Annotated in this window: 20 protein-coding genes; 9 read left to right on the plus strand and 11 right to left on the minus strand. The window is 68.7% G+C overall.

The features are described from left to right. Window positions 1-4: 4 nt before the first annotated feature. Complete coding sequence (kduI, locus tag ACFPK0_RS00485; protein WP_377337590.1) at window positions 5-853, minus strand: 5-dehydro-4-deoxy-D-glucuronate isomerase; 849 nt, start codon at window positions 851-853, stop codon at window positions 5-7. 348 nt (window positions 854-1,201) lie between these two features. On the opposite strand from kduI, the gene ACFPK0_RS00490 reads away from it, so the two are divergent. Both ACFPK0_RS00490 and ACFPK0_RS00495 read left to right on the plus strand, forming a co-directional pair. Continuing rightward, window positions 1,202-2,710 (plus strand): UxaA family hydrolase, encoded by a 1,509-nt coding sequence (locus tag ACFPK0_RS00490; RefSeq protein ID WP_377337595.1) that lies wholly within the window; start codon window positions 1,202-1,204, stop codon window positions 2,708-2,710. Then, the gene (locus ACFPK0_RS00495; protein ID WP_377337598.1) at window positions 2,707-4,221 is read left to right on the plus strand and encodes a mannitol dehydrogenase family protein; all 1,515 of its coding nucleotides are present in this window, start codon (window positions 2,707-2,709) and stop codon (window positions 4,219-4,221) included. The genes ACFPK0_RS00490 and ACFPK0_RS00495 overlap by 4 nt, the downstream gene beginning before the upstream one ends. Window positions 4,222-4,327: 106 nt before the next feature. On the opposite strand, the gene hemF is transcribed toward ACFPK0_RS00495, so the two are convergent. Both hemF and ACFPK0_RS00505 read right to left on the minus strand, forming a co-directional pair. Continuing rightward, entirely contained in the window at window positions 4,328-5,230 is a 903-nt protein-coding gene (gene hemF / locus ACFPK0_RS00500) for an oxygen-dependent coproporphyrinogen oxidase (RefSeq protein WP_377337601.1), read from the minus strand. A gap of 222 nt (window positions 5,231-5,452) precedes the next feature. Continuing rightward, a complete protein-coding gene (locus ACFPK0_RS00505; protein ID WP_377337603.1) occupies window positions 5,453-6,157 on the minus strand; it encodes an ElyC/SanA/YdcF family protein in 705 nt (234 codons plus the stop codon). Between the two features lie 159 nt (window positions 6,158-6,316). Between ACFPK0_RS00505 and ACFPK0_RS00510 the strand changes: the two genes are divergently transcribed. The 6 genes from ACFPK0_RS00510 to ACFPK0_RS00535 all read left to right on the plus strand — a co-directional run bounded on the left by ACFPK0_RS00510 (window position 6,317) and on the right by ACFPK0_RS00535 (window position 13,213). Continuing rightward, the gene (locus ACFPK0_RS00510) at window positions 6,317-7,510 is read left to right on the plus strand and encodes a beta-ketoacyl-[acyl-carrier-protein] synthase family protein (RefSeq protein WP_377337605.1); all 1,194 of its coding nucleotides are present in this window, start codon (window positions 6,317-6,319) and stop codon (window positions 7,508-7,510) included. Next, a complete protein-coding gene (locus ACFPK0_RS00515; RefSeq protein WP_377337607.1) occupies window positions 7,507-8,298 on the plus strand; it encodes a beta-ketoacyl synthase chain length factor in 792 nt (263 codons plus the stop codon). The genes ACFPK0_RS00510 and ACFPK0_RS00515 overlap by 4 nt, the downstream gene beginning before the upstream one ends. After that, window positions 8,295-9,050 (plus strand): glycosyltransferase family 2 protein, encoded by a 756-nt coding sequence (locus ACFPK0_RS00520; RefSeq protein WP_056083398.1) that lies wholly within the window; start codon window positions 8,295-8,297, stop codon window positions 9,048-9,050. The genes ACFPK0_RS00515 and ACFPK0_RS00520 overlap by 4 nt, the downstream gene beginning before the upstream one ends. 49 nt (window positions 9,051-9,099) lie before the next feature. Further along, the gene (locus tag ACFPK0_RS00525) at window positions 9,100-10,362 is read left to right on the plus strand and encodes a cation:proton antiporter domain-containing protein (RefSeq protein ID WP_377337609.1); all 1,263 of its coding nucleotides are present in this window, start codon (window positions 9,100-9,102) and stop codon (window positions 10,360-10,362) included. A gap of 2 nt (window positions 10,363-10,364) precedes the next feature. Then, a complete protein-coding gene (locus ACFPK0_RS00530; protein ID WP_377337612.1) occupies window positions 10,365-11,957 on the plus strand; it encodes an NAD(P)/FAD-dependent oxidoreductase in 1,593 nt (530 codons plus the stop codon). A gap of 113 nt (window positions 11,958-12,070) precedes the next feature. After that, window positions 12,071-13,213 carry a Fic family protein gene (locus tag ACFPK0_RS00535; protein ID WP_056083392.1) on the plus strand — a complete coding sequence of 381 codons (1,143 nt, stop codon included), beginning with the start codon at window positions 12,071-12,073 and terminating at the stop codon, window positions 13,211-13,213. Here the strand turns inward: ACFPK0_RS00535 and ACFPK0_RS00540 are convergent. The 6 genes from ACFPK0_RS00540 to ACFPK0_RS00565 form a co-directional block, all read right to left on the minus strand. Further along, window positions 13,198-13,632 (minus strand): hotdog family protein, encoded by a 435-nt coding sequence (locus ACFPK0_RS00540; protein WP_377337614.1) that lies wholly within the window; start codon window positions 13,630-13,632, stop codon window positions 13,198-13,200. The two genes, ACFPK0_RS00535 and ACFPK0_RS00540, sit on opposite strands and share 16 nt — an antisense overlap. Beyond that, window positions 13,616-15,934, minus strand: coding sequence for an MMPL family transporter (locus ACFPK0_RS00545; RefSeq protein WP_377340186.1), 2,319 nt, complete (start codon window positions 15,932-15,934; stop codon window positions 13,616-13,618). Before ACFPK0_RS00545 ends, ACFPK0_RS00540 begins: the two co-directional genes overlap by 17 nt. Before the next feature lie 2 nt (window positions 15,935-15,936). Beyond that, window positions 15,937-16,575 carry a LolA-related protein gene (locus ACFPK0_RS00550; protein ID WP_304437642.1) on the minus strand — a complete coding sequence of 213 codons (639 nt, stop codon included), beginning with the start codon at window positions 16,573-16,575 and terminating at the stop codon, window positions 15,937-15,939. Beyond that, window positions 16,529-17,482 (minus strand): LpxL/LpxP family acyltransferase, encoded by a 954-nt coding sequence (locus ACFPK0_RS00555; RefSeq protein ID WP_056083381.1) that lies wholly within the window; start codon window positions 17,480-17,482, stop codon window positions 16,529-16,531. The genes ACFPK0_RS00550 and ACFPK0_RS00555 overlap by 47 nt, the downstream gene beginning before the upstream one ends. Then, window positions 17,479-17,772: an ApeI family dehydratase gene (locus tag ACFPK0_RS00560; RefSeq protein ID WP_377337617.1), complete on the minus strand. Its 294-nt coding sequence runs from the start codon at window positions 17,770-17,772 to the stop codon at window positions 17,479-17,481. Before ACFPK0_RS00560 ends, ACFPK0_RS00555 begins: the two co-directional genes overlap by 4 nt. A gap of 117 nt (window positions 17,773-17,889) precedes the next feature. Then, window positions 17,890-18,159: a phosphopantetheine-binding protein gene (locus tag ACFPK0_RS00565; RefSeq protein WP_007082529.1), complete on the minus strand. Its 270-nt coding sequence runs from the start codon at window positions 18,157-18,159 to the stop codon at window positions 17,890-17,892. Between the two features lie 94 nt (window positions 18,160-18,253). On the opposite strand from ACFPK0_RS00565, the gene ACFPK0_RS00570 reads away from it, so the two are divergent. Then, window positions 18,254-19,237: a chorismate transformation FkbO/Hyg5 family protein gene (locus tag ACFPK0_RS00570; RefSeq protein WP_056083376.1), complete on the plus strand. Its 984-nt coding sequence runs from the start codon at window positions 18,254-18,256 to the stop codon at window positions 19,235-19,237. A 25-nt stretch (window positions 19,238-19,262) separates the two neighbouring features. Here ACFPK0_RS00570 and ACFPK0_RS00575 read toward each other — a convergent pair whose 3' ends face one another. Together ACFPK0_RS00575 and glmU are read right to left on the minus strand one after the other, a co-directional pair. After that, a complete protein-coding gene (locus tag ACFPK0_RS00575; protein WP_056083373.1) occupies window positions 19,263-19,679 on the minus strand; it encodes a hemerythrin domain-containing protein in 417 nt (138 codons plus the stop codon). Window positions 19,680-19,771: 92 nt separating this feature from the next. Further along, on the minus strand, window positions 19,772-21,145 hold the full coding sequence (glmU, locus tag ACFPK0_RS00580; RefSeq protein WP_056083370.1) for a bifunctional UDP-N-acetylglucosamine diphosphorylase/glucosamine-1-phosphate N-acetyltransferase GlmU: 1,374 nt from the start codon (window positions 21,143-21,145) through the stop codon (window positions 19,772-19,774). Between the last annotated feature and the right edge of the window lie 32 nt (window positions 21,146-21,177).

Consider the following 21,177-nt stretch of genomic DNA (forward strand, 5'->3'; position numbering starts at 1 on the left):
GACCTCACTTCAACTGGCAGATGTCGAGCACGTGCATGTCGGTGTAATCGAGATTCTCGCCGCCCATCGCCCAGATGAAACAGTAGTTGCTGGTGCCGGCGCCCATGTGGATCGACCACGGCGGCGACACCACCGCCTCGCCGTCGGCGATCACGATGTGGCGTTGCGCATCGGGCACGCCCATGAAGTGGTAGACGCGGTCGTTCTCGCCCAGGTCGAAATAGAAGTACACCTCCGAGCGGCGGTCGTGCAGGTGCGGCGGCATGGTGTTCCACACGCTGCCGGGCTTGAGCACGGTCAGCCCCAGCAGCAACTGCGACGAGGCACAGGTGGCCGGCACGATGTACTGGTAGATGGTGCGTTCGTTGGAGGTTTCCAGCGCGCCGCGCTCCAGCGCCACGGCCTGGTCGATCGGGATGTGCTTCAGCTCGAAACGCGCGTGCGCGGGGGTGGAGATCAGGTAGAAGCGCGCCGGGTTGGCCGGGTCCACCGACTCGAAACTCACCTCGGCGCTGCCCATCGGCACGTACAGGCCATCCTTGGGCTGCATCTCGAACGCCTGCCCGTCGACGCGGATGCGGCCCACGCCGCCGCCCACGTTCACCGCGCCCAGCTCGCGCCGCTGCAGGAACGGCTGACCGGCGGCGGAGGCCGGCTCGGTCTGCCGCGGCAGCGCCAGCGCCTGCTTCAGCGGGGCGGCGCCACCGATCATGAAGCGCTCGTTGTGGCTGTAGTTGAGGCGGACCTCGTCGGCCGCGAACAGTTCGGTCATCAGGTAGCGGTCGCGCAGCTGGTCGTTGCTGGCGCCGTCCATCATGTCGGGATGGGTGGCGTGGTAGGTCTTCTGGTACATGGCGGTCCTCTTGCGGGTAGGCGCGCGAGTTCAGGGAGCGAGTGGATCGGCAGGCTGGCGGGGTCGATCGACGGCGACGAGCCTGCGGCCGCCGTCGGCGGTGGCGAGCCCCATCATAGCCATCTGGCCAGCTTTTTGGTCACCGGTGTCATCGGCGGCGAACCTGAACAGCGGATATCCTTGTCGCCGGGGGATTTCCATCGCCGCGCGGGATGTCCCCGATCCGGATTCGGGTGTAGCGTGGCACTCCTGTCGGTGGCGATGCCCCATCTGTGCTCCGACCAGCGCGACAAATCCCTGCGCCGTGAGGTTCAATGACACCGGTTACTTGCTGTTACGACGAATGCCATGACCCCTGACCGTCCTGCTTCCCTCACCGCCTTGCACGTCCACGCCGGGGACGATGTGGCGATCGCCTTGGCCGATCTGGCCGAGGGCGCCATGGTGTCGCTGGCCGCCGGCGAGGTGCGGCTGCGCCAGCCCGTGCCGCAAGGACACAAGTTCGCCGTACGGGCGCTGGCCGCCGGTCAGCCGGTGCACAAATACGGTTTCGCGATCGGCCGCACCACCGCGCCGGTGGCCGCGGGCGACTGGGTGCACACCCACAACATGGCCACCGGGCTGTCGGGCACGCTGGATTACCGCTACCAGCCGCTGGCTCCGACGCACGCGCCCGATGCCGACGCGGCCGCCGTCTTCCAGGGCTACCGCCGCGCCGATGGCCGGGTCGGCACCCGCAATGAGATCTGGGTGCTGTGCACGGTGGGCTGCGTGGCGCGCACGGCGCGACGCATCGCCGAGGAAGCCGATCGGCGCTTTGGTGGACGCGTCGACGGCGTGCATGCGTTCACCCACCCGTTCGGTTGCTCGCAACTGGGCAGCGATCTGGAACACACCCGCCAGATGCTGGCCGCGCTGGCGCGCCACCCCAACGCCGGCGGCGTGTTGCTGGTGGGCCTGGGCTGCGAGTCGCTGCAGATGAAGTGGTTGCTGGAGGCCATGGACGGTGTCGACCCGGCCCGCCTGCGCTGGTTCAACTCGCAGCTTGCCGACGACGAGGTGGAGCAGGGACTGGCCGCGGTGGAGGAACTGGTGGCGGTGGCCGAACAGGACCGGCGCCAGCCCTGCGACCTGTCGGACCTGGTCATCGGCCTGAAATGCGGCGGCTCCGACGGCTTCAGCGGCATCACCGCCAACCCGGTGGTGGGGCGCATTGCCGACCGGGTGGCCGCGGCCGGCGGCACGCCCATCCTCACCGAGATTCCCGAGATCTTCGGCGCCGAGCGCATGCTGATGGCGCGCGCGCAGAGCCGCGAGGTGTTCGAGCAGATCGGCACCCTGGTCAACGACTTCAAACGCTATTTCCTCGATCACGGCCAGCCCGTGCACGAGAACCCCTCGCCCGGCAACATCGCCGGCGGCATCACCACGCTGGAGGAGAAGTCGCTGGGTGCGGTGCAGAAAGGCGGCCACGCCACCGTCACCCAGGTGCTGCGCTACGGCCAGCGCGCGCAGTCGCCCGGCCTGGCCCTGCTGGAGGCGCCCGGCAACGACGCCGTATCGGCCACCGCGCTCACCGCCGCCGGTGCTACCGTGATCCTGTTCACCACCGGTCGCGGCACACCGCTGGGCTTTCCGGTGCCGACGCTGAAGATCGCCACCAACAGCGCGCTGGCCGCGGCCAAGCCCCGGTGGATCGACTTCGATGCCGGTGCGCTGCTGGACGGTCGCGGCATGGAGGCGCTGGCTGACGAACTGCAACAGCTGGTGCTGGACACGGCCTCGGGAAAGGAGGCCCGCAACGAGATCAACGACGAACGCGAGATTGCCTTGTGGAAGACCGGAGTCACCCTGTGAGCCGCGCGAAAGCCGCCGTCATCGGTGCGCCGAACGCCCTGCTCGGCCCGGACACGTTGCCGGCACCGACGGCCAATGTGGCGCTGCCGGACTACCCGCTGGACGCCATCAGCATCGGTATCGTCCATCTGGGGCCTGGCGCCTTCCACCGTGCCCACCAGGCCGTGTTCATCGACCGCCTGCTGGCGCGCGAACCGGGTTGGGGCATCTGCGCGGTATCGCTGAAAAGCCGCGGCCTGCGCGATGCGCTGCGGCCGCAGCAGGGCCTGTACACGATGGCGGTGCGGGATCAGCAGGTGTCCTACCGGGTGATCGGCGCGCTGCGCGAAGTGCTGGTGGCCGCGGAGGATCGCGAGCGCGTGCTGGAGCGGCTGGCCAACCCGCAGACCCGCATCGTCACCCTCACCATCACCGAGAAAGGCTATTGCCTGGATGCCCGCGGCGAACTGGACCTGCGCCACGTGGACGTGATGCACGACCTGGCCACGCCGCAGCAACCGGCCAGCGCCCTCGGCTTTCTCGTCGAAGGCCTGCGCCGTCGCCACGTGCGTGGGTTGGCGCCGTTCACCACGATCAGCTGTGACAACCTGGTCGACAACGGCCAGCGCCTGCGCGCCGCCGTGCTGCGGCTGGCCACCGCGCAAGGCAGCACCGCGCTGGCGCGCTGGATCGAGCAGGAAGCGACCTTCCCCCGCACCATGGTGGACAGCATCGTGCCGGCCACGGATACCGCCCTGTGCCAGCGCGTGAGCGAGGCGCTGGGCGTGCGCGACCAGTGGCCAGTGCAGCGCGAGGCGTTCAGCCAGTGGGTGATCGAGGACGCGTTCTGCAACGAGCGCCCCGATTTCGCCAGCGTCGGCGTCACCCTCACCGGCGACGTGCCGGCGTACGTGCGCGCCAAGCTGCGCCTGCTCAACGGCGCGCATTCCTCGCTGGCCTATCTGGGCCTGCTGCTGGGCCACGCCAGCGTGGGCGACGCCATGGACGACCCGGCGCTGGCCGCGTTCGTGCGCCGCCTGATGATGGAGGACATCCGGCCCACCCTGATCAGCCCGTCCGGCATGGATCTGGCCGCCTACACCGAGTCGATCCTGCAGCGCTTCCGCAACCCCACCATCCGCCACGAGCTGGCGCAGATCGCCTGGGACGGCTCGCAGAAACTGCCGTTCCGCCTGTTCGGCACGATTCTCGACCACCTGCGCAGCGGCCACCCGATCGAACGGCTGTGCCTGCCGGTGGCGGCATGGATGCATTTCGTGCGGCAACGGGCGCAGGCGGGTGAGACGCTGGTCGATCCGCTGGCGCCGGAGTTGCTCAGGATCGGCCGCGCCTGCGTGAACGAGGTGGCGCACGACCTGCCGGCGTTTCTCGCGCTCGACAGCGTGTTTCCGCCTGCAATGACGGGCGACCGCCGCTTCGTCGATGCCATGGCGCAGGCTTATGACTGCTTGCGGCTGAAGTCCGAATGCCTGGCGAAAGTGTTGCGCGAAACCGATGTGGCGTTGCGCTGAGTCACCGAACCAACCTGTGGGAGCGACTTCAGTCGCGATGCTGTTGCTCTGAAACTCCAAGGCAGGAGCATCGCGACTAAAGTCGCTCCCACAGCGAAACCGGACCCTACAGCCAGTCGCGAGGTTTCAGATAATCCGCCAGCTTCGCCTCGGCCGAGCCGGGCTCCGGCTCGTACGCATATTCGAACCGCACCCGTGGCGGCAGGCTCATCAGGATCGATTCGGTGCGCCCGCCCGACTGCAGGCCGAACAAGGTGCCGCGGTCGTACACCAGGTTGAACTCCACGTAGCGTCCGCGCCGGTACAACTGGAACTCGCGCTCGCGCTCGCCGTAAGGCGCGTTCTTGCGGCGCTCCACGATAGGCAGGTAGGCGTCGAGAAAGCCCTCGCCCACGTCGCGGGTGAAGGCGAAGCAGCGCTCGAAACCGCCCTCGTTCAAGTCGTCGTAGAACAGTCCGCCCACGCCGCGGGTCTCGTCGCGGTGCTTCAGGTAGAAGTATTCGTCGCACCATTGCTTGTAACGCGAATAGACGTCCATACCGTACGGCTCGCACAAGTCGCGCGCCACCGAGTGCCAGTGCTGCACGTCTTCGTCCACCGGATAGAACGGGGTGAGGTCGAAACCGCCCCCGAACCACCACACCGGCTCCACGCCCTCCTTGCTGGCCTCGAAATAGCGCACGTTGGCGTGGGTGGTGGGCACGTGCGGGTTCTTCGGGTGCAGCACCAGCGACACGCCGGTGGCGATGAAGCTGCCGCCGGCCAGGTCGGGCCGGTGCGCGGTGGCGCTGGGCGGCAGCTGGTGGCCGGACACGCGCGAGAAATTCACCCCGGCCTGCTCGAACACCGCGCCATCGCGCAGCACGCGGGTGCGCCCGCCACCACCGGCGGGGCGCTGCCAGGCATCCTCCTCGAAACGGGCGCTGCCGTCAGCCTGCTCGATCGCGCTGCAGATGCGATCCTGCAGATCGCGCAAAAAGGTTTCGGCAAGATCGGCTTGCTGGCTCATCGTGGGGCTCGTCGCGGGGGAATGGCGCAAGCTTAGCAAGCGACCCCGGGGTACCTCTGCGGCGGGGTGCCGCGGCGGGCTGAGCTGGATCAGGTTCCGGGTGGTTTTGTCATCCAGGCGGCGCAAACTACTGTAGGAGCGACTTCAGTCGCGACGCTCTTGCTCCGGTACCTCAAGGTAGAAGCGTCGCGACTGAAGTCGCTCCTACAGTGTTCTTGAGCGTCAGCTGATCCGTTCGGTCATGCGGTGGCGACCGGTCAGGCGTGCCCAGCGCAGGCCGATGTCGATCCACATCAAGTAGGTGGCTTCCATCAGCAACAGGCCGACGTAACGCGGCCGTTTCGGCAACACCGGCTCGGCGGCGATCGGCACGCTGTCGAAGCCCAGCCGCCGGGCCAGCAGCAGGCAGCGCGCCAGGTGGTAGCGGCTGGTGACCAGTGCCACGGTGGGCAGCTCGCCGGCGGGCGGTTGCGCCTGCAGCAGGCGGCGGGCGTGGCGCAGGTTTTCCAGCGAATCGATCGAATCCTGCTCCAGCTCGATTTGCGCCACTGCGGGCAGGCCGCGCCGTTGCAGCCAGGCCAGGCCGGCTTCGGCCTCGCTGCGGTTGCCGCCGCTGCGGCCGCCCAGCAACAGCAGGCGATCCACCTGCTGTTGCCGAAGCAAGGCCATTGCCCGGCGCAGACGCAGGCGGTAATCGCGCTGCGGGTGGTCGTGCCCCAGCCTCTGCCCGAACACCAGCACGGTCATCCGGCGCGGCGGCGCCAGCGGGCTGCGCACGGCAATCCGCCAGACATGGATCAGGTAGCCCAGCCACACCAACCCGGCACTCAGCAGCATGACCAGCACCGTCACCAGCGCGGCGTATTGCACGTCGCGATCGCGCAGGTAGCGCAGGCGTCGTTGCGCGGGGGAAAGGCTGGGAGACAAGGGTGGGTGCATGCAAGAAAGAGAGGCAGTGTGCGCAAACCCCCTCACTCGCGCAATTCCGTGAAGGCAACCCTCACATTCGTCGCGGCGGCGACAAGGCGCCGATCAGACTAGGCAAGCCCCGGAGCGCCCGCTACGCTCCGGCGGATGTCTTTGTCGATGATGCCTCTCGCGGTTACCGCGTACACCGCCACTTCCGCCATGGGCCACGGCCTGGACGCGCAGCGTGAAACGCTGGAGCGCATGCGCAGCGGCCTGCGCCCCAACGATTTCAGCAGCGCGCCGCTGGCGTGCTGGATCGGTCGGGTCGACGGGCTGGAGCAGGCCGCCCTGCCCGCGGAACACGCGTCCTGGGAATGCCGCAACAACCGGCTGGCCTGGCTGGGGCTGAACCAGGACGGCTTCCTGGCCCAGGTGCAGGAAGCGCGGCAGCGCCATGGCGCCAGCCGCATCGGTCTGTTCGTGGGCACGTCCACCTCCAGCATCGGTGCCACCGAGGAGGCTTATCGGCGGCTCGATGCCAATGGTGATTTCCCTGCCGACATGCAGCGCCCGGCGATCCATGCGCCGCACTCGCTGGCGGCTTTCGTCGCCGCCGCGCTGGGGCTGGAAGGCCCCTGCCTCACCGTGTCCACCGCCTGCTCGTCCAGCGCCAAGGTGTTCGCCAGCGCGCAGCGGATGATCGCGCTGGGGTTGATCGATGCGGCCGTGGTGGGCGGCGTGGATACCTTGTGCGACAGCGTGTTGTTCGGCTTCAACGCGCTGGAGCTGGTGTCGACCCAACCGTGCCGCCCGTTCGACGTGGCGCGCGATGGCATCTCGATCGGCGAGGCGGCGGGCTTCGCCCTGCTGCAGCGGGTGGAAGCGGCGCCGCAGGCACCACGGCTGCTGGGCTACGGCGAGGCCAGCGACGCGCACCACATGTCCACGCCGCATCCGCAGGGGCTGGGCGCGGGGCTAGCGCTGCATACGGCGCTGGCGCGGGCCGGGCTCGAGGCGGCGCAGGTGGACTACCTCAACCTGCATGGCACGGCCAGCCAGAAGAATGACGAGGTGGAAGCCGCGCTGGTCAGCCGCACGTTTCCCGCCACCACGCGGGCCAGTTCCACCAAGGGCTTCACCGGCCACACGCTGGGCGCATCCGGCATCCTGGAGGCCACCGTGGCGCTGCAGGCGATCGAACACGGCCTGGTCCCCGGCAATCTCGGTGGCGACACGCCGGACCCGGCCTGCGGCCCCAGCTTCGCCTGGCGCAACGAGCACCAGCCAGTCCAGGTGGCGTTGAGCAATTCGTTCGGTTTCGGCGGCAACAACGCCTGCCTGGCGTTCGCGGCGGCGGGGTTTGCGGCATGAGCGCGCTGCGGATTCACGTCGACGGCATGGGTCTGTGGTCGCCGCAACTGGGTGATTTCGATGCCTTGCGCAGCCTGCTCGATGGCGGTTCGCCGCCACCACCGCCGGCGCGCCCGGCGGCGGCCAGGATGGCGCCGAACGAGCGCCGTCGCGCACCGGAAAGCGTGCTGCTGGCGGTCGAGGTGGCCGGCCAGGCGGTGGCCATGAGCGGGCGCGAGGCGGCCAGCCTGGCTTGCGTTTTCGCCTCGTCGCATGGCGAGCAGTCGATCACCGACTACATGTGCGCCACGCTGGCGCACTCGCCAACCGAACTGTCGCCGACCCGCTTCCACAACTCGGTGCACAACGCGCCGGTCGGCTACTGGACGATCGCGGTCGGTTGTCACGAGCCGTCCACCGCCGTGTGCGCGCACCGCGCCAGTTTCGGCGCCGGCCTGCTGGAAGCCGCCGGCCAGGTGCTGGCCGAGCAGCGGCCCGTGCTGCTGGTATGCGCCGACACCGCCGGCAGCGGGCCGCTGGGCAAGGTGATCGGCGGTGAACAAGCGTTCGCCTGCGCATTGGTGCTGGCCCCCGCGGCGGGCCCGGCGACGCAGGCGCGGCTCGATATCCAGCTGAATGCCGGTGGCGAAGGGAACGATCTGGCGCCGCCGCTGAGTGGCTGGCGCGCGGGCAACGCATCCGCCGAAGCACTGCCGTTGCTGGCCATGCTGGCCCGCGGCACCGGCCGCTGCCAGCTGGCCGCCGGTCCCCGACTGGGCTTGCGGATCGACACGGAGGCGGTCGCTTGAATACCCCGCGCTGGTGCGTGCTGATTCCCTGTCTCAATGAAGAGGCGGCCATCCAGTCGGTGGTGGAATCCGTGCTGGCGCTGGGCGCACCGGTGATCGTGATCGACGACGGCTCGGACGACCGCACCCCGGAGATTGTGGCCGCGCTGCCGGTGACCTTGCTGCGCCACACGCACCGCCGCGGCAAGGGCGAAGCCCTGCGGCGCGGCTTTCGCGAAGCACTGCGCCAGGGTTACGACGCCGTGGTGACGATGGATGGCGACGGCCAGCACCTGGCCAGCGACATTCCGCGCATTGCCGCCGCCGCCGCCCGCTACCCGGACCACATCGTGATCGGCGCGCGCCTGCTGGACAGGGATCAGCAGCCCAAGGGCCGCCGCCGCGCCAACGCCGTGGCCGACTGGGGCGTCTCCTGGGCCTGCGCCCAGCCGGTGGCCGACACCCAGAGCGGGCAGCGCTGGTATCCGCGCGCGGCGCTGGAACTGGTTGATCTGCCGGCGGAAAATTTTGTGTTCGAGGCGGCCATCCTGATCGTCGCCTCGCGCGAGAAGAAGCTGGGCGTGGTCTCCGTGCCGATCGCTTCGCGCTACCATGGCTCGTTCCGACCCAGCCATTTCAGCCCGGTGCGCGATGTGGTCCGCATCACGGTTTACACCATTGGCCGGGTCGTGCATTACGGCCATATCATGGCCAGCCATCGTCGATCGCGTGGTACGCCGACGATCGTGCAGGACCAGTTGGGGGTTGTCTGACGAGGGGTTGTACGACCAGGGGTTACAGGTAGTTTCGGGGAGAAGGCAAGTGTTGTTGTTGCAGCTGGTCGTGATATTGACCGCGTCGAGGACGCTGGCGTGGGTGTTGCGCTGGCTTGGCCAGCCGCGGGTGATCGGGGAAATGCTGGCCGGCCTGGCACTGGGGCCGATATTGCTGGGCACCGTGGCGCCGGAGTGGCAACAGTGGCTGTTCGCCGCCGACACGCTGCCCGCGCTGGATGCGCTGAGCCAGCTCGGCCTGGTGTTGTTCATGCTGATCGTGGGTGCCGAACTGCGCCTGCCGGCCGGCTCGCACCGCTCGCTGCGCGCCGCCGGCGCGGTCGGCGTGCTGGCGGTGCTGCTGCCGATGGCGCTGGGCCTGCTGATCGCGCCCAGCCTGCAGGCGCGATTCGCCCCCCCGGGGGTTTCGTTCTGGGCGTTCGCGATGTTCCTGGCCGCGGCCATCGGCATCACCGCGATGCCGGTGCTGGCGCGCATCCTCAAGGACTCGCGCCGCACCTGCACGCCCGTGGGCCAGCTCGCCCTGGCCAGTGCCGCGGTGGCCGATGTGCTGGCCTGGCTGGCGCTGGCGTTTGCCATGGCGATGGCCTCGTCGAACGGCGACTGGACGCCGTTCCTGCGCGCCTCGATCGGCGTCGTCGCGATGATCCTGCTGTGCCTTGGCGTGTTGCGCCCGTGCCTGGCGTGGCTGTTGCGACGCCACGCGCAGCAAGGCCACCCCGACAGCTACATGCTGGCCCTGCTGCTGATCGGCACGTTCGCCTGCGGTGCGCTGACCCACTGGATGCATCTGCACGCGGTGTTCGGCGCCTTCCTGTTCGGCGTGGCCTTGCCGCGCAACGATGCGCTGTTGGCCAGCCTGATCCTGCGGCTGGAGAACATCACCGTGATGGCGCTGCTGCCGGTGTTCTTCGCGCTGGCCGGCCTCAGCACCACCGCCGCGGCGCTGGACATCCAGGCCTTCGGCGCGCTGGCCCTGATCCTGCTGGTGGCGGCGTCCGGCAAGCTGTTCGGCGGCGCCGTGGGCGCGCGGCTGGGCGGCTACCGCTGGCGCGACGCCTTCGCGGTGGGCTCGCTGATGAACGCCCGCGGCATGATGGAGCTGATCGTGCTGAAGGTGGGCCTGGATGCCGGGGTGATCGGGCCGCAACTGTTCACCATCCTGCTGCTGATCGCCATCATCACCACGATGATGGCCACCCCGATGCTGGTGGCCCTGGATCGCCGCCCCGCGCCAGCGCGGCCGATGATCCCCGCTGACACCATCCCGCACGCCCCCCGACTGGAGTAAACATGACCGCCACCACGGACGGCCAGACCACACACGACGTCGTCATCCTGGGCGGGGGCCTTGCCGGTCTGACCCTGGCGCTGCAACTGCACGACCGGCTTCCCGGGCTCGACATCGTGGTGCTGGAACGCGCCACCCATCCGCTGCCGCTGGCCGCGCACAAGGTGGGCGAATCCACCGTCGACATCGGCGCGCATTACTTCGGCGAAACCCTGGGCCTGCGCGATTATTTGCAGCGCGAACACATCCTGAAGTTCGGCCTGCGCTACTTCTTCACCCACGGCAGCAGCGCGATCGATGCCGTTGCCGAACTGGGCGTCAGCGAGGTCTTCCCCGCCCCCAGCTACCAGCTGGACCGCGGCATCTTCGAGAACTTCCTGGGCGAGGAGGCGGTTCGCCGCGGCATCGACTTCCGCCAGGGCAGCCGCGTGCGCGGCTTCGATCTGGGCAAGGGCAGCGACGGCCATGTCGTGCGCTGCAGCGACGCGGATGGCGAGCACGTGCTGCATGCGCGCTGGCTGGTCGATGCGTCCGGCCGCGCCGGCCTGGTGCGGCGGCGGCTGGAGCTCACGGTGGACAACGGCCACCACGTCAATGCCGCCTGGTTCCGCGTCGACGAGCGACTCAAGCCCGACGACTGGTCCGATGACCCGGACTGGCGCCGCCGCTGCACGCCGCCGGAGCGCTGGCGTTCCACCAACCACCTGTGCGGCCCCGGCTACTGGGTGTGGCTGATTCCGCTGGCCTCGGGCGCGCATTCGGTCGGCATCGTGGCCGACGCGGCCATGCACCCGCTGGAGGAGTTCAACACCTTCGACCGTGCCCAGGCGTGGCTGGCGCGCCATCAGCCGGCAGTGGCGCGCGAGGTGGCACGGTGTGCCGACAAGCTGCTGGATTTCCGCTTCCTGCGCAATTATTCCTACGGCTGCTCGCAGCTGTTCAGCGCCGACCGCTGGGCGCTGGCCGGCGAGGCCGGTGCGTTCCTCGACCCGTTCTATTCCCCCGGCAGCGACTTCATCGCCATCGGCAACACCTACATCTGCCAGTTGATTGCCGACGACCGCGCCGGCCTGCCGTTGGCGCCGCGCGTGCGCAGCTACGAGCGGCTGTACCAGTCGTTCTACGACAGCATGCTGCAGATCTTCCGCGACCAGTACCCGCTGTTCGGCGACGTCACCGTGATGGCCGCCAAGATCATCTGGGACCACGCGTTCTACTGGGGCGTGCTGTGCCAGCTGGTGTTCCAGCAGCGGCTGGCCGACGTGGCGCTGTTCGCCGACGTGGCACCCGAGCTGGCGCTGGCGCAGGAGCTCAACCAGCGCATGCAGGCGCGCTTCCGCCAATGGCACGAAACCACCACGCCGCAAAACCCGCCGGTGATCTTCGACCAGCGCCAGCTGCCGTGGTTCGTCGCCCTCAACGAGGGCATGCACGACACCCTGGACGACGCCGGCGTGCGCGAGCGGCTGCGTGAGAACGTGCGCTTGCTGCAAGGTCTGGCGGACGCCATCGACGCGCAGGCTGCCGCCGGCGCGGACGTGGACGCCACGCCTTCCGGCCTGCCACAGCCGATGTTGTTCATGGCGCCGGGCTGAACCGGACGGTCGCGCGGGTGAACGCTGGTCAGCGAGCCGAATAAACACCATAATCGGCTCATTCAATGAGCCGAATAGGTCTGCTAATCGGCTCACAACCCGGAGCGCCGCGCTTGGACAGTCCCCGCTGGATCTGGCAAAAGCCGCATTGGCCGCATTTTCGCTGGCAGGCCGAAACGCTGGCACCCCTGCTGCGTGACTGCCAGCACGCCCAAGGCCGGCTGCTGGGCATGGCGGGCGCCGTCGCGGGCGAACCCCGGGCGCAGGACGAGCTGGACACCTTGCTGCAAAACATCATCACCTCGTCGGCGATCGAGGGGGAGTCGCTCAACGTCGGATCGGTGCGCTCGTCGCTGGCCCGCCGATTGGGTGTTGCCGCCGACGCAGGCGCGCGCCCCACCCCGCGCAGCGAAGGTCTGGCCGAGTTGATGTTCGATGCCATCCAGCACAGCGATACACCGCTGGATATGCCGCGCCTGTTGCATTGGCATGTGTGGTTATTTCCCCAACCTGACACCTTGCTCGCGCACCCGGTTCGCGTCGGTCGACTGCGCGGCGACGAGCCGATGCAGGTGGTGTCCGGGCGCATCGATCGACCCACCGTGCATTTCGAGGCGCCGCCGCGCGCGGGGTTGGAAACCGAGCTCAATGCCTTCCTCGACTGGTTCAACGCCAGCCGTGGCGATACCCGCCTCGACCCGCTGTTGCGCGCCGGCATTGCCCACTTCTGGTTCGTCACCCTGCATCCCTTCGACGATGGCAATGGTCGACTCACCCGCGCCATCACGGATCTTGCGTTGGCCCAAGGCGAACACCAGGCCATCCGCTTTCATGCCATGTCGGCCAGCATCCTGGGCGACCGCGCGGGCTACTACCGCGTGCTGGAATCCAGCCAGAAGGCCGATCTCGACATCACGGCCTGGCTGCACTGGTTTCTGTCCACATTGTTGAACAGCCTGCAGCAAGCGCTGCAGCGCATCGATCGCGTGCTGGCCAAGGCGCGCTTCTGGCAGCAGCACCATCACCATGGCTTGTTGCCCGAGCAGATCAAGCTGCTCAACCGCCTGCTCGATGGCGGCGAGCGCGGCTTCGAAAGCGGCATCAGCGCCGCCAAATACCAGGCGCTGGCTAGGGTATCCAAGGCCACTGCCACCCGTCATCTGGCGGACCTGTTGGACAAGGGGTGCCTGGAGCGGCTGCCGGGCGGCGGCCGCAGCACGCGGTATCAAATCAAGGCGGTTCAGCCGGCCGCGTAGATCACGGCCGCGCGCCCCGTCGCCAGCAGGTGGCCACGATGCTCGACGCGGAACGCGTATTGCGCGCCGCTGTCGTCGGCGTAGAGGCATTCGGCATGGACGTCCAGACGGCCATCCAGCTGATCGACATATTCCGCGTGCAACTGCACGTCGCGCAGGCTGACCAGCCGCCCCGGCCGGACTTTCTCCACGCCATCCGCCCGCGCCAGCAGCGCGCCGTGCACAGCCATCGCCTGGGCGCCGTACTCGGCCAGGTGCACGGCGTGCAGGCCGTGTTCGCCGCGCAGCGGGTTGTCGGCGCGTGCGTGACCATCGCTGATGGCGTGGATCGTTTTTGCGTCCCACGCCAGCACGCCGTCGAGCAGGCACATCGTGCCTGCGTGCGGAATCAAATGAGCCCAGTCAGTTTTCGGAAGCATGCGGCGCCATCAGGATCGACAGGCAGAAATGGAAGGCCACGCCCAGGCTCACGGTGAGCCCGATCGCGCGCAGCACCGGGATCGTGGCCCACGCCAGCATGCCGAACACCAGCAGCGCGGACAGCACGCACACCAGCGTGGCGTGCAGCGTGCGCCGCTGCTCTGCCGGGTCGCCGGTGTCGCGTTCGAAGAACAGCGCGTAATGCAGGCCCAGCCCGCCGGCCAGGATCAGCGCCACCAGGTGGAACAGCGAGATCTCGATGCCGGCCATGCGCTCCACCGCCAGCACCAGGAAGGTGGCCAGGGTCATCGGCGCCAGCACGTGCCAGGCGCGGCGCACGCTGCGCAAGGCGAAGCTGATGGTCAGCACCAGCAGCACCGCCGCGGCCAGCAGCGCCTGCAGGATGCGCGTGCGGTAATCGACCACCAGCGATTCGGACGCGGCCTTCAGGTCGAGCAGACGCACGCTGCCGTGGCTGCCTTCGCCCAGCGCCTGCAGCGCGGCCACGTCGTGTACGCCGCTGACCGTACCCAGGCCTAGCCAATGGCCATCGCGCGGTACCAGCATCGCGGCGAGACGCTGGCCCAGCGGCGTCTGCGCATAGCGTTCGGGTGTCAGCGGTGGCAGCGTGCGTGCGGTGTTCACGTCATCGAGGAAGGGCTGGAACAGGTCGGCGCGGAACGGCAGGCCGTCGAGTGCTTCAGTGAGGTCATGCTGCAGCGTGGCCTGGTCGGGCAACTTCTGTTGGCGCTCGCGCTGCAGGGCCACCGCGGGCAGGTAGCGCGAGGGCAGTTCCAGCGTGTCCACCGCATGCCTGGCGACCAGCGCATCGACGCGCGGCTGCATCCGTTGCGACAGCTCCAGCACACCCTGGGCGGTCGGTGCCTGCAATACCAGAAGGTAGCGCACGTCGGGCGCGCCCAGCGCCTGGCGCAGGCGTGCGTCGTGCTGCAGCATGCTTTGCGGCAACGGCGTCAACGCCGCCAGGTTGTTCTGCCAGAACGGGCCGGGCGCCAGCGCCAGCATCGCCACGATCGCGGCGGCCACCAGCAGTGGCAGCCAACGCGGTCGCGGCAGGCGATCCACGACGTCGCGCGCGCGCACCAGCCAACCCATGTCGGCCACGTCGCGCACCCGCCGCGGCAGCAGGTGCGGCAGCAGATAACGGGTGGTGAAACCGGCCGCCAGCAGGCCCACGATGGTGAACACCGCCAGCTGCTTCAGGCCGTTCACGCCCGAGGCGTAGAAGGCGAGATAGGCGATGCAGGCCGAGGCGATGGCGGTCAGCAGCAGCGGCCACAAGCTGCGCACGCTCTGCAGCGCATCCTCGCCCGCGCGGCGATGACTGAGCACGCGGATCGGGTATTCCTGCGCCACGCCCAGCAGGGTGAAGCCGAACGCCAGGGTGATGCCGTGCACGTCGGGGAAGGCCAGCGTCAACGCCACGATGCCGGCCAGCGCGGCGCTGGCGATGGGCAGCGCCGACAGCAGCAGCGAGCCGATGCTGCGATACGCCAGCAGCAGCAAGGCGATGAAACCCACGGTGGAAATGCGCCCGATCCAGTCGGCCTGATGCCGCGTCTGCGCGCCCACCACCACGCTGAAATAACCCGGGCCGCTCAACTCGAGCTTGGCGCCGGCGCTGCCGGGCAAGGTGTGGAACGCCTTTTCGATGCCGTCGATGGCCTGCTGCTGGGCGCCGGGGTCGAAGCCCGCGGCGACTGTCTGCACCAGCAGCAGGGCTTCGTCCTGCGCCGAGAACCAGACGCCGTCGCGTACCTGCGGCGATTTCGCCGGCGCCCACATCTGGGCCAACTTCAGCACCTCCAGCGTGGGGTCGCGCGGCAGCAGGCCCTTCAGCAGGCTGGCCGCGGGCGAGGACAGCTCGTCCAGCCGCTGCTCCAGCTGATCGGCGAGGTAGGGCTCGTCCAGCGGCTGCGTATCCAGCGTGGGCGACAGCAGGTAGCGATACGGCAACAGGGCCGGGTCCAGCGCGCCGGGATCGAAACTGCCGTTGATGACCTGGCTGTAGCGCGGGTCGTTTTTCAGCGCCGCCACCAGTCCCTGGCTGAGCGCCGCCAGCTGGTCGTCGGAGCCACCGGAAATCGCCAGCAGCAGCAATCGTGAGCCCGGGCCTTCACCCACCTGCTCCATCAACAGGCGCTGGTCCGGCGTGGTCGGCGCGGGCATGAAACTGCGCAGGTCGGTGCTGATCTTCAGCCGCTGGCTGACCACCCAGCCCAGTCCGGCCAGCGCCAGCAACCACAGCACCAGCAGCGTGGTGCGCCCGCCCCCGCGCAGGCTCAAGGCGCCTCCCCGCACAGCGCCAGCAGCGATTCGCGGGTGGGTTGCGCCGGCATCTTCGCTGCCAGCGGGCCCAGCAGGTCCACCGCCAGGTCGCCATCGGCCTCGTGCATCTGCATGCAGCGCGACATGGTCGCGTAACCGTTGATGGTGATGGCGGCGATGGTGCGGGCGACCTTGGTGTCGCGCGGCACCAGGTTCAGCGTCCATTGCGCGGCGGGGTCACCGTGGTGGCTGATGGTGAACACCTGCTGCAGATGCGCCGGGTCGCCACTGAGCAGGGCCACGAAACTGTCCAGCAGCACCTGCAGTTGCGGTGCGCGGCTCAACGAAAAGTGGCGCGGTTTCTTGCCGGCACGCTCCTGGGTCACCTCGCCGTCGGCGATGGTGAAGGTTTCGGCCTTGGGCTGCTCCACGCGCCGCTGCAGCTTGTCGCCACCCAGCCAGGCCAGCTCGCCGGAAATCACCAGCGGCCGGTCCAGCACCTGCATGAAGCGCGCTTCGGCGAAGGCGGTGTGCGCGGGCGCCGGTTGCCCCAGCGCGTTGATCAGGGCCAGCGTGGCCGATGAGGCCGGCGCCGGCGTCGCCGCTTCAGACGCCGATATGCTCGCCGACCACAGCAGCAGGCCCGACATCATCACGAGCGTCTTGCCAGAAATCATAGAAGTTGAACCAGTTGTAGGGAGCGACATGGATGTAGTGTTCCACCCGCTGTGCATACCGGGCCATCAAGGTATCCAGCGCGGGCCCGCGGTTTTGTCGTGGAATCTCGACCTGGTCGGCGAACGGCTCGAACGTCAGCCGATAGCGGTTGCCACCCAGATAAATGCCGAAGCACAGTACCACCGGCACCTGCAGCGTATGCGCCAGCAACCAGGGGCTGACCGGGAACGGCGCGGTCGAGCCCAGGAACGGGACGCGACGCAACACCTCGTGGCCGCGGCCACGATCGGCCAGCATCGCCACCACCGCGCCTTGCTGGCAGGCTTCGGCCATCGCCAGCGCGATGCTGGTGCCGTCCTGTGCCGCATCGATCACGCAGTCGCCGATCTCCGGTGCCAGCGCTTCCAGCAGTTCGGTCATCGCGGGGGTTTTCTGCTTGTCCAGCACCACCCGCAGCGGCAGCTCCGGGCGTCGCCCGCCGATCGCCCGCAGCGCCTCGAAACTGCCCTGGTGCGAACCGAACAGCAGCACGCCACGACCCAGCGCCACGCGCTGTTCCAACTGTTCCAGGCCCACCACCTCGATCCGGAACGGCCGCTCGCCATGCGCCAGCAGGAACACCCGATCCATGATCGTGGCGGCAAAGCAGTGCAGGTGTTTCATCACCTGCCATGGCGTGCCGGGCCGCCCGAACACGCGCTGCAGATAGTGCCGCGACGCCTGCCGCTCCGGCGCGCGGCGCAGGTAGAAGTAGACCGTGATCGGGTACAGGCACAAGCGGCCCAGCCGGCGGCCGCCATACAGGGCGATGTTGCGGATCAGCCACAACGCGAAACGGCCACCGCCCTCGGGGCGGCTCTGCCAGTTCTCGGTGTTGCTCATGCCGCGCCCTCGATGAGGCCGCGCGCCAGCACGGTGTCCTCCCGGCGGATCTCGAAACGCACCCGCGCCTCGGCCGACGTCAGCCGCACCGTGGCCGCTTCGTCAGGCAGCAGCGGGGTCAGGAATTTCGCCTCCACCACCCGCGCCAGCCGCTGGCCGCGCCAGGCGCGCAGCGCCAGCGCCACCTGCTCCAGCAACACCACGCCGGGCACCAGCGGCTGGCCCGGGAAATGGCCTGGCAGCGCCGGATGGGTGGCGTTGATGCAGAGGGGATGTTCGAACGCGGTCATGATGTCGCCACACGCAAGGTCATGCCAGGCAGCGTGAGTGCACGGCCCGGACCATGGGCAAGGCATTCGCGGGGAAGCACGGCGCGATGGGGGAAAACGCCAGCGGGGCCGCAGTGCTCAGCTGACCTTGTGCTGCTCGACATGCGCCGAAAGCGTACGCAGGCTGGTGAAGATCTGCCGGTTGTCCGGGTTGTCCGAACGCAGCTGGAAACCGTAGCGCTTGGACACCGCCAGCGCGATTTCCAGTGCATCGATGGAATCGAGCCCCAGGTCGCCGCCAAACAACGGGGCGTCGGGGTCGATCTGCGCGGGGGTGACCGTTTCGAGATTCAGGCATTGCACGACCAACGTGGCCAATTCGTGTTGCGCCGCTGTCTGTTCCGCCATGCTTGCTTCCGTACTCAAATTGCATTGCCTCCCCCCGGGGGCACTGGGCGCGGAGTGTAACATAGCGCCCTTGTCTTACCCGGTTGTAACGAAGATGCAGGGATGTGAAAACCCACAGCGCGCGCCCTTGCGGCGCGCACCGCGAGTTTCCTACCGCGTGGCCGATGTCGAGGCTGCCCTGGCGGAAACCGGCACCTTGGCGTTGTTCGATTTCGGCGCGCGCGCACGGCGCGAAGACCCGCGCTGCCTGCAGGTGACGCTGGAAAGTTTCGACGCGCCGTCAACGCTGGAGATCTGGCAGGTGGATGCGCCGGTGGAATCCGGCGTCGCCGGCGACCTGCGCTGGTCGGCCGGCGGCGGCTGGTTGTACGCCGTGATCGAGCTGGACGAGCGCGACTACGGCGGCCCGCAGGCCACCGCCACCCACGCCTATGAGCAGCTGCGCGCCTTCGTCGGCCAGCGCGCCGAGCACCATGTGCTGCGCATCTGGAATTACATGGCCGCCATCAACCAGGGCGAGGGCGACGCCGAGCGTTACAAGCAGTTCTGCATCGGTCGCGCCGAGGGCATGGGCGATTTCTTCGCCGAAGGCTTCCCCGCCGCCACCGCCATCGGCCACCATGGCGAGGTGCCGCTGCTGCAGGTCTACCTGCTGGCCTGCGACCAGCCGGGCCAGCGCGTGGAAAACCCGCGCCAGGTCAGCGCCTGGCGTTACCCGCGCCAATACGGCAGCACGCCGCCCAGCTTCGCCCGCGCCATGAGCCTGCCGGCGCTGGATGCGCTGGCGATATCCGGCACCGCGGCCGTGGTGGGCCACGCCTCGGCGCACCACGACGACCTCGATGCGCAGCTTGAGGAAACCCTGGTCAACCTCGAAGCCCTGCTGGCCAGCGCCGGCATGAGCGCCGGCTTCGACACCCAGTCACCGCTGAAAGCCTACGTGCGGCACGGTGTCGATGCCGCACGCGTGAACGACTTCCTGCAGCAACGCCTGCCCGGCGTACCGGTGCTGGTGCTGCACGGCGACATCTGCCGTGGTGAATTGCTGGTGGAAATCGACGGCTGGCGCTACGCCTGAACGCGGTCTTTGCTGCGTCGTCCGCTCAGCCGGCGGCCGCCAGCTTGTCGCCGCAATGCGCGTCGTAAGCCGGGTACAGGCGCACTTCCTCGCGCGTCCAGCGCTTGTTGAGCACGCCCATCACCTTGCCGAAGCCGCGGGCGAACACCAGGTCGTCGTGTTCGCGTTCCATGCCGTCGAAAAAGGCCAGGATCTCGCGTGAGAGTTCCTGCATTTCGTTGGCGTATTCGTTGGCCAGCGGCTGGGTTTGCGGGTTGCCGCGCAGGGCGGGGTAGAGGTGGGTGTCTTCGTGATGCAGGTGGTCGACGATCAACTGTCGCGCCTTCTTCAGCTGGCGCTGGCCGTCCGGCGTGGAAATGCCGACGCGCCGCACCGAATCCAGCATGTCGCGCATTTGCGCGTGCTCGTTGCGGAGGTTGACGATGAGGTGGGTGGGGGACATGCGGTGACTCCGTCACTGGGGGAGCCGGCAGCATGGCGTCCACCATACGCACCCGCACTGACCTGGGTCACGCCGCCGCCGACCTCCCGCGCTCAGCGCGGCTGTTTCACCGGCCGCTTCCAGCCCGGCAACGTCAGCTGTCGCCCACGCGCCACCGTGAGCTCGCCCTCGGGCGCGTCGCGGGTGATCACCGAGCCGGCGCCGATGGTGGCCTGCGCGCCGATCGTCACCGGTGCCACCAGCGAACTGTTGGAGCCGATGAAGGCGCCGTCGCCGATGTGCGTCTGGAACTTGTTCACGCCGTCGTAGTTGCAGGTGATGGTGCCGGCGCCGATGTTGACGCCGCTGCCCACCACGCTGTCGCCGAGGTAGGTGAGGTGGTTGGCCTTGCTGCCCTCGCCCAGATGCGTTTTCTTGGTTTCCACGAAGTTGCCGATGTGCACGCCCGCGTCCAGCTCGGTGCCGGGGCGCAACCGCGCGAACGGGCCGATGGTGCAGGGGCCGTGGGTGACCACGCCGTCCAGGTCGCAATGCGATTGCACCACGGTGCCCGCGGCCAGCTGCACGTTGTGCAGGCGGCAGAACGGGCCGATGTGCACGCGGTCGCCCAGCTGCACGCGGCCTTCCAGGATCACGTCGATATCCAGCTCCACGTCGCTGCCGGCCTCGACCGTGCCGCGCACGTCCAGGCGCAGGGGGTCGGCCAGGCGCACGCCCTCGCGCATCAGGGTTTCGGCGGCGCGGCGGCGGTAGGCGGCTTCCAGCGTGGACAACTGCAGCGGGTCATTCGCGCCGGCCGCTTCCACCGGATCGTCGCATTCGACGCTGAGCGCCGGCTGGCCTTCCTGCGCGGCCATCCCGAAAATGTCGGTGAGGTAGTACTCGCCCTGGGCGTTGTTGCGATCGAGCCGCCCGATCCAGCCGCGCAGCGCCTGCGCGTCGGCCACCAGGATGCCGGTGTTGACCAGATCCACCGCGCGCTGCTGCGCATCGGCGTCCTTTTCCTCGACCACGGCCTGCACGCGACTGGCGTCATCGCACAGCACACGGCCATAGCCCCGCGGCTGGGCCAGGCGCATGGTGAGCAGGCCCAGCGCGCTGCCGCTCTGCACCAGCCGCTGCAGCGTCTCGACGCGGGTCAGCGGCACGTCGCCATACAGCACCAGCACCCGAACGCCATCCGGCACGCCGGCCAGCGCCTGCTCCACCGCGTGGCCGGTACCCAGGCGCTCGGCCTGCAGCGCCCAGCGCAGGTCGGTCTGCTCGGCAAACGCGGCCTGCACCTGGTCGCCGCCGTGGCCGTGCACGATGTGGATCGCCGCCGGCTGCAAGGCCCGGGCCGCGTTCACTACATGGGCCAGCAGGGGCTGGCCGGCCAGCGGCATCAGCACCTTGGGCCGGGCCGATTTCATTCGCGTGCCGGCGCCGGCGGCGAGGACGATCACGTGCAGGGGCGGCGTTGCCATGGTTCACCATGCAGTTCGGAAACCACGCAGGA

This window comes from Rhodanobacter ginsenosidimutans, assembly GCF_042655685.1.
In the GTDB taxonomy this organism is placed as follows: domain Bacteria; phylum Pseudomonadota; class Gammaproteobacteria; order Xanthomonadales; family Rhodanobacteraceae; genus Rhodanobacter; species Rhodanobacter ginsenosidimutans.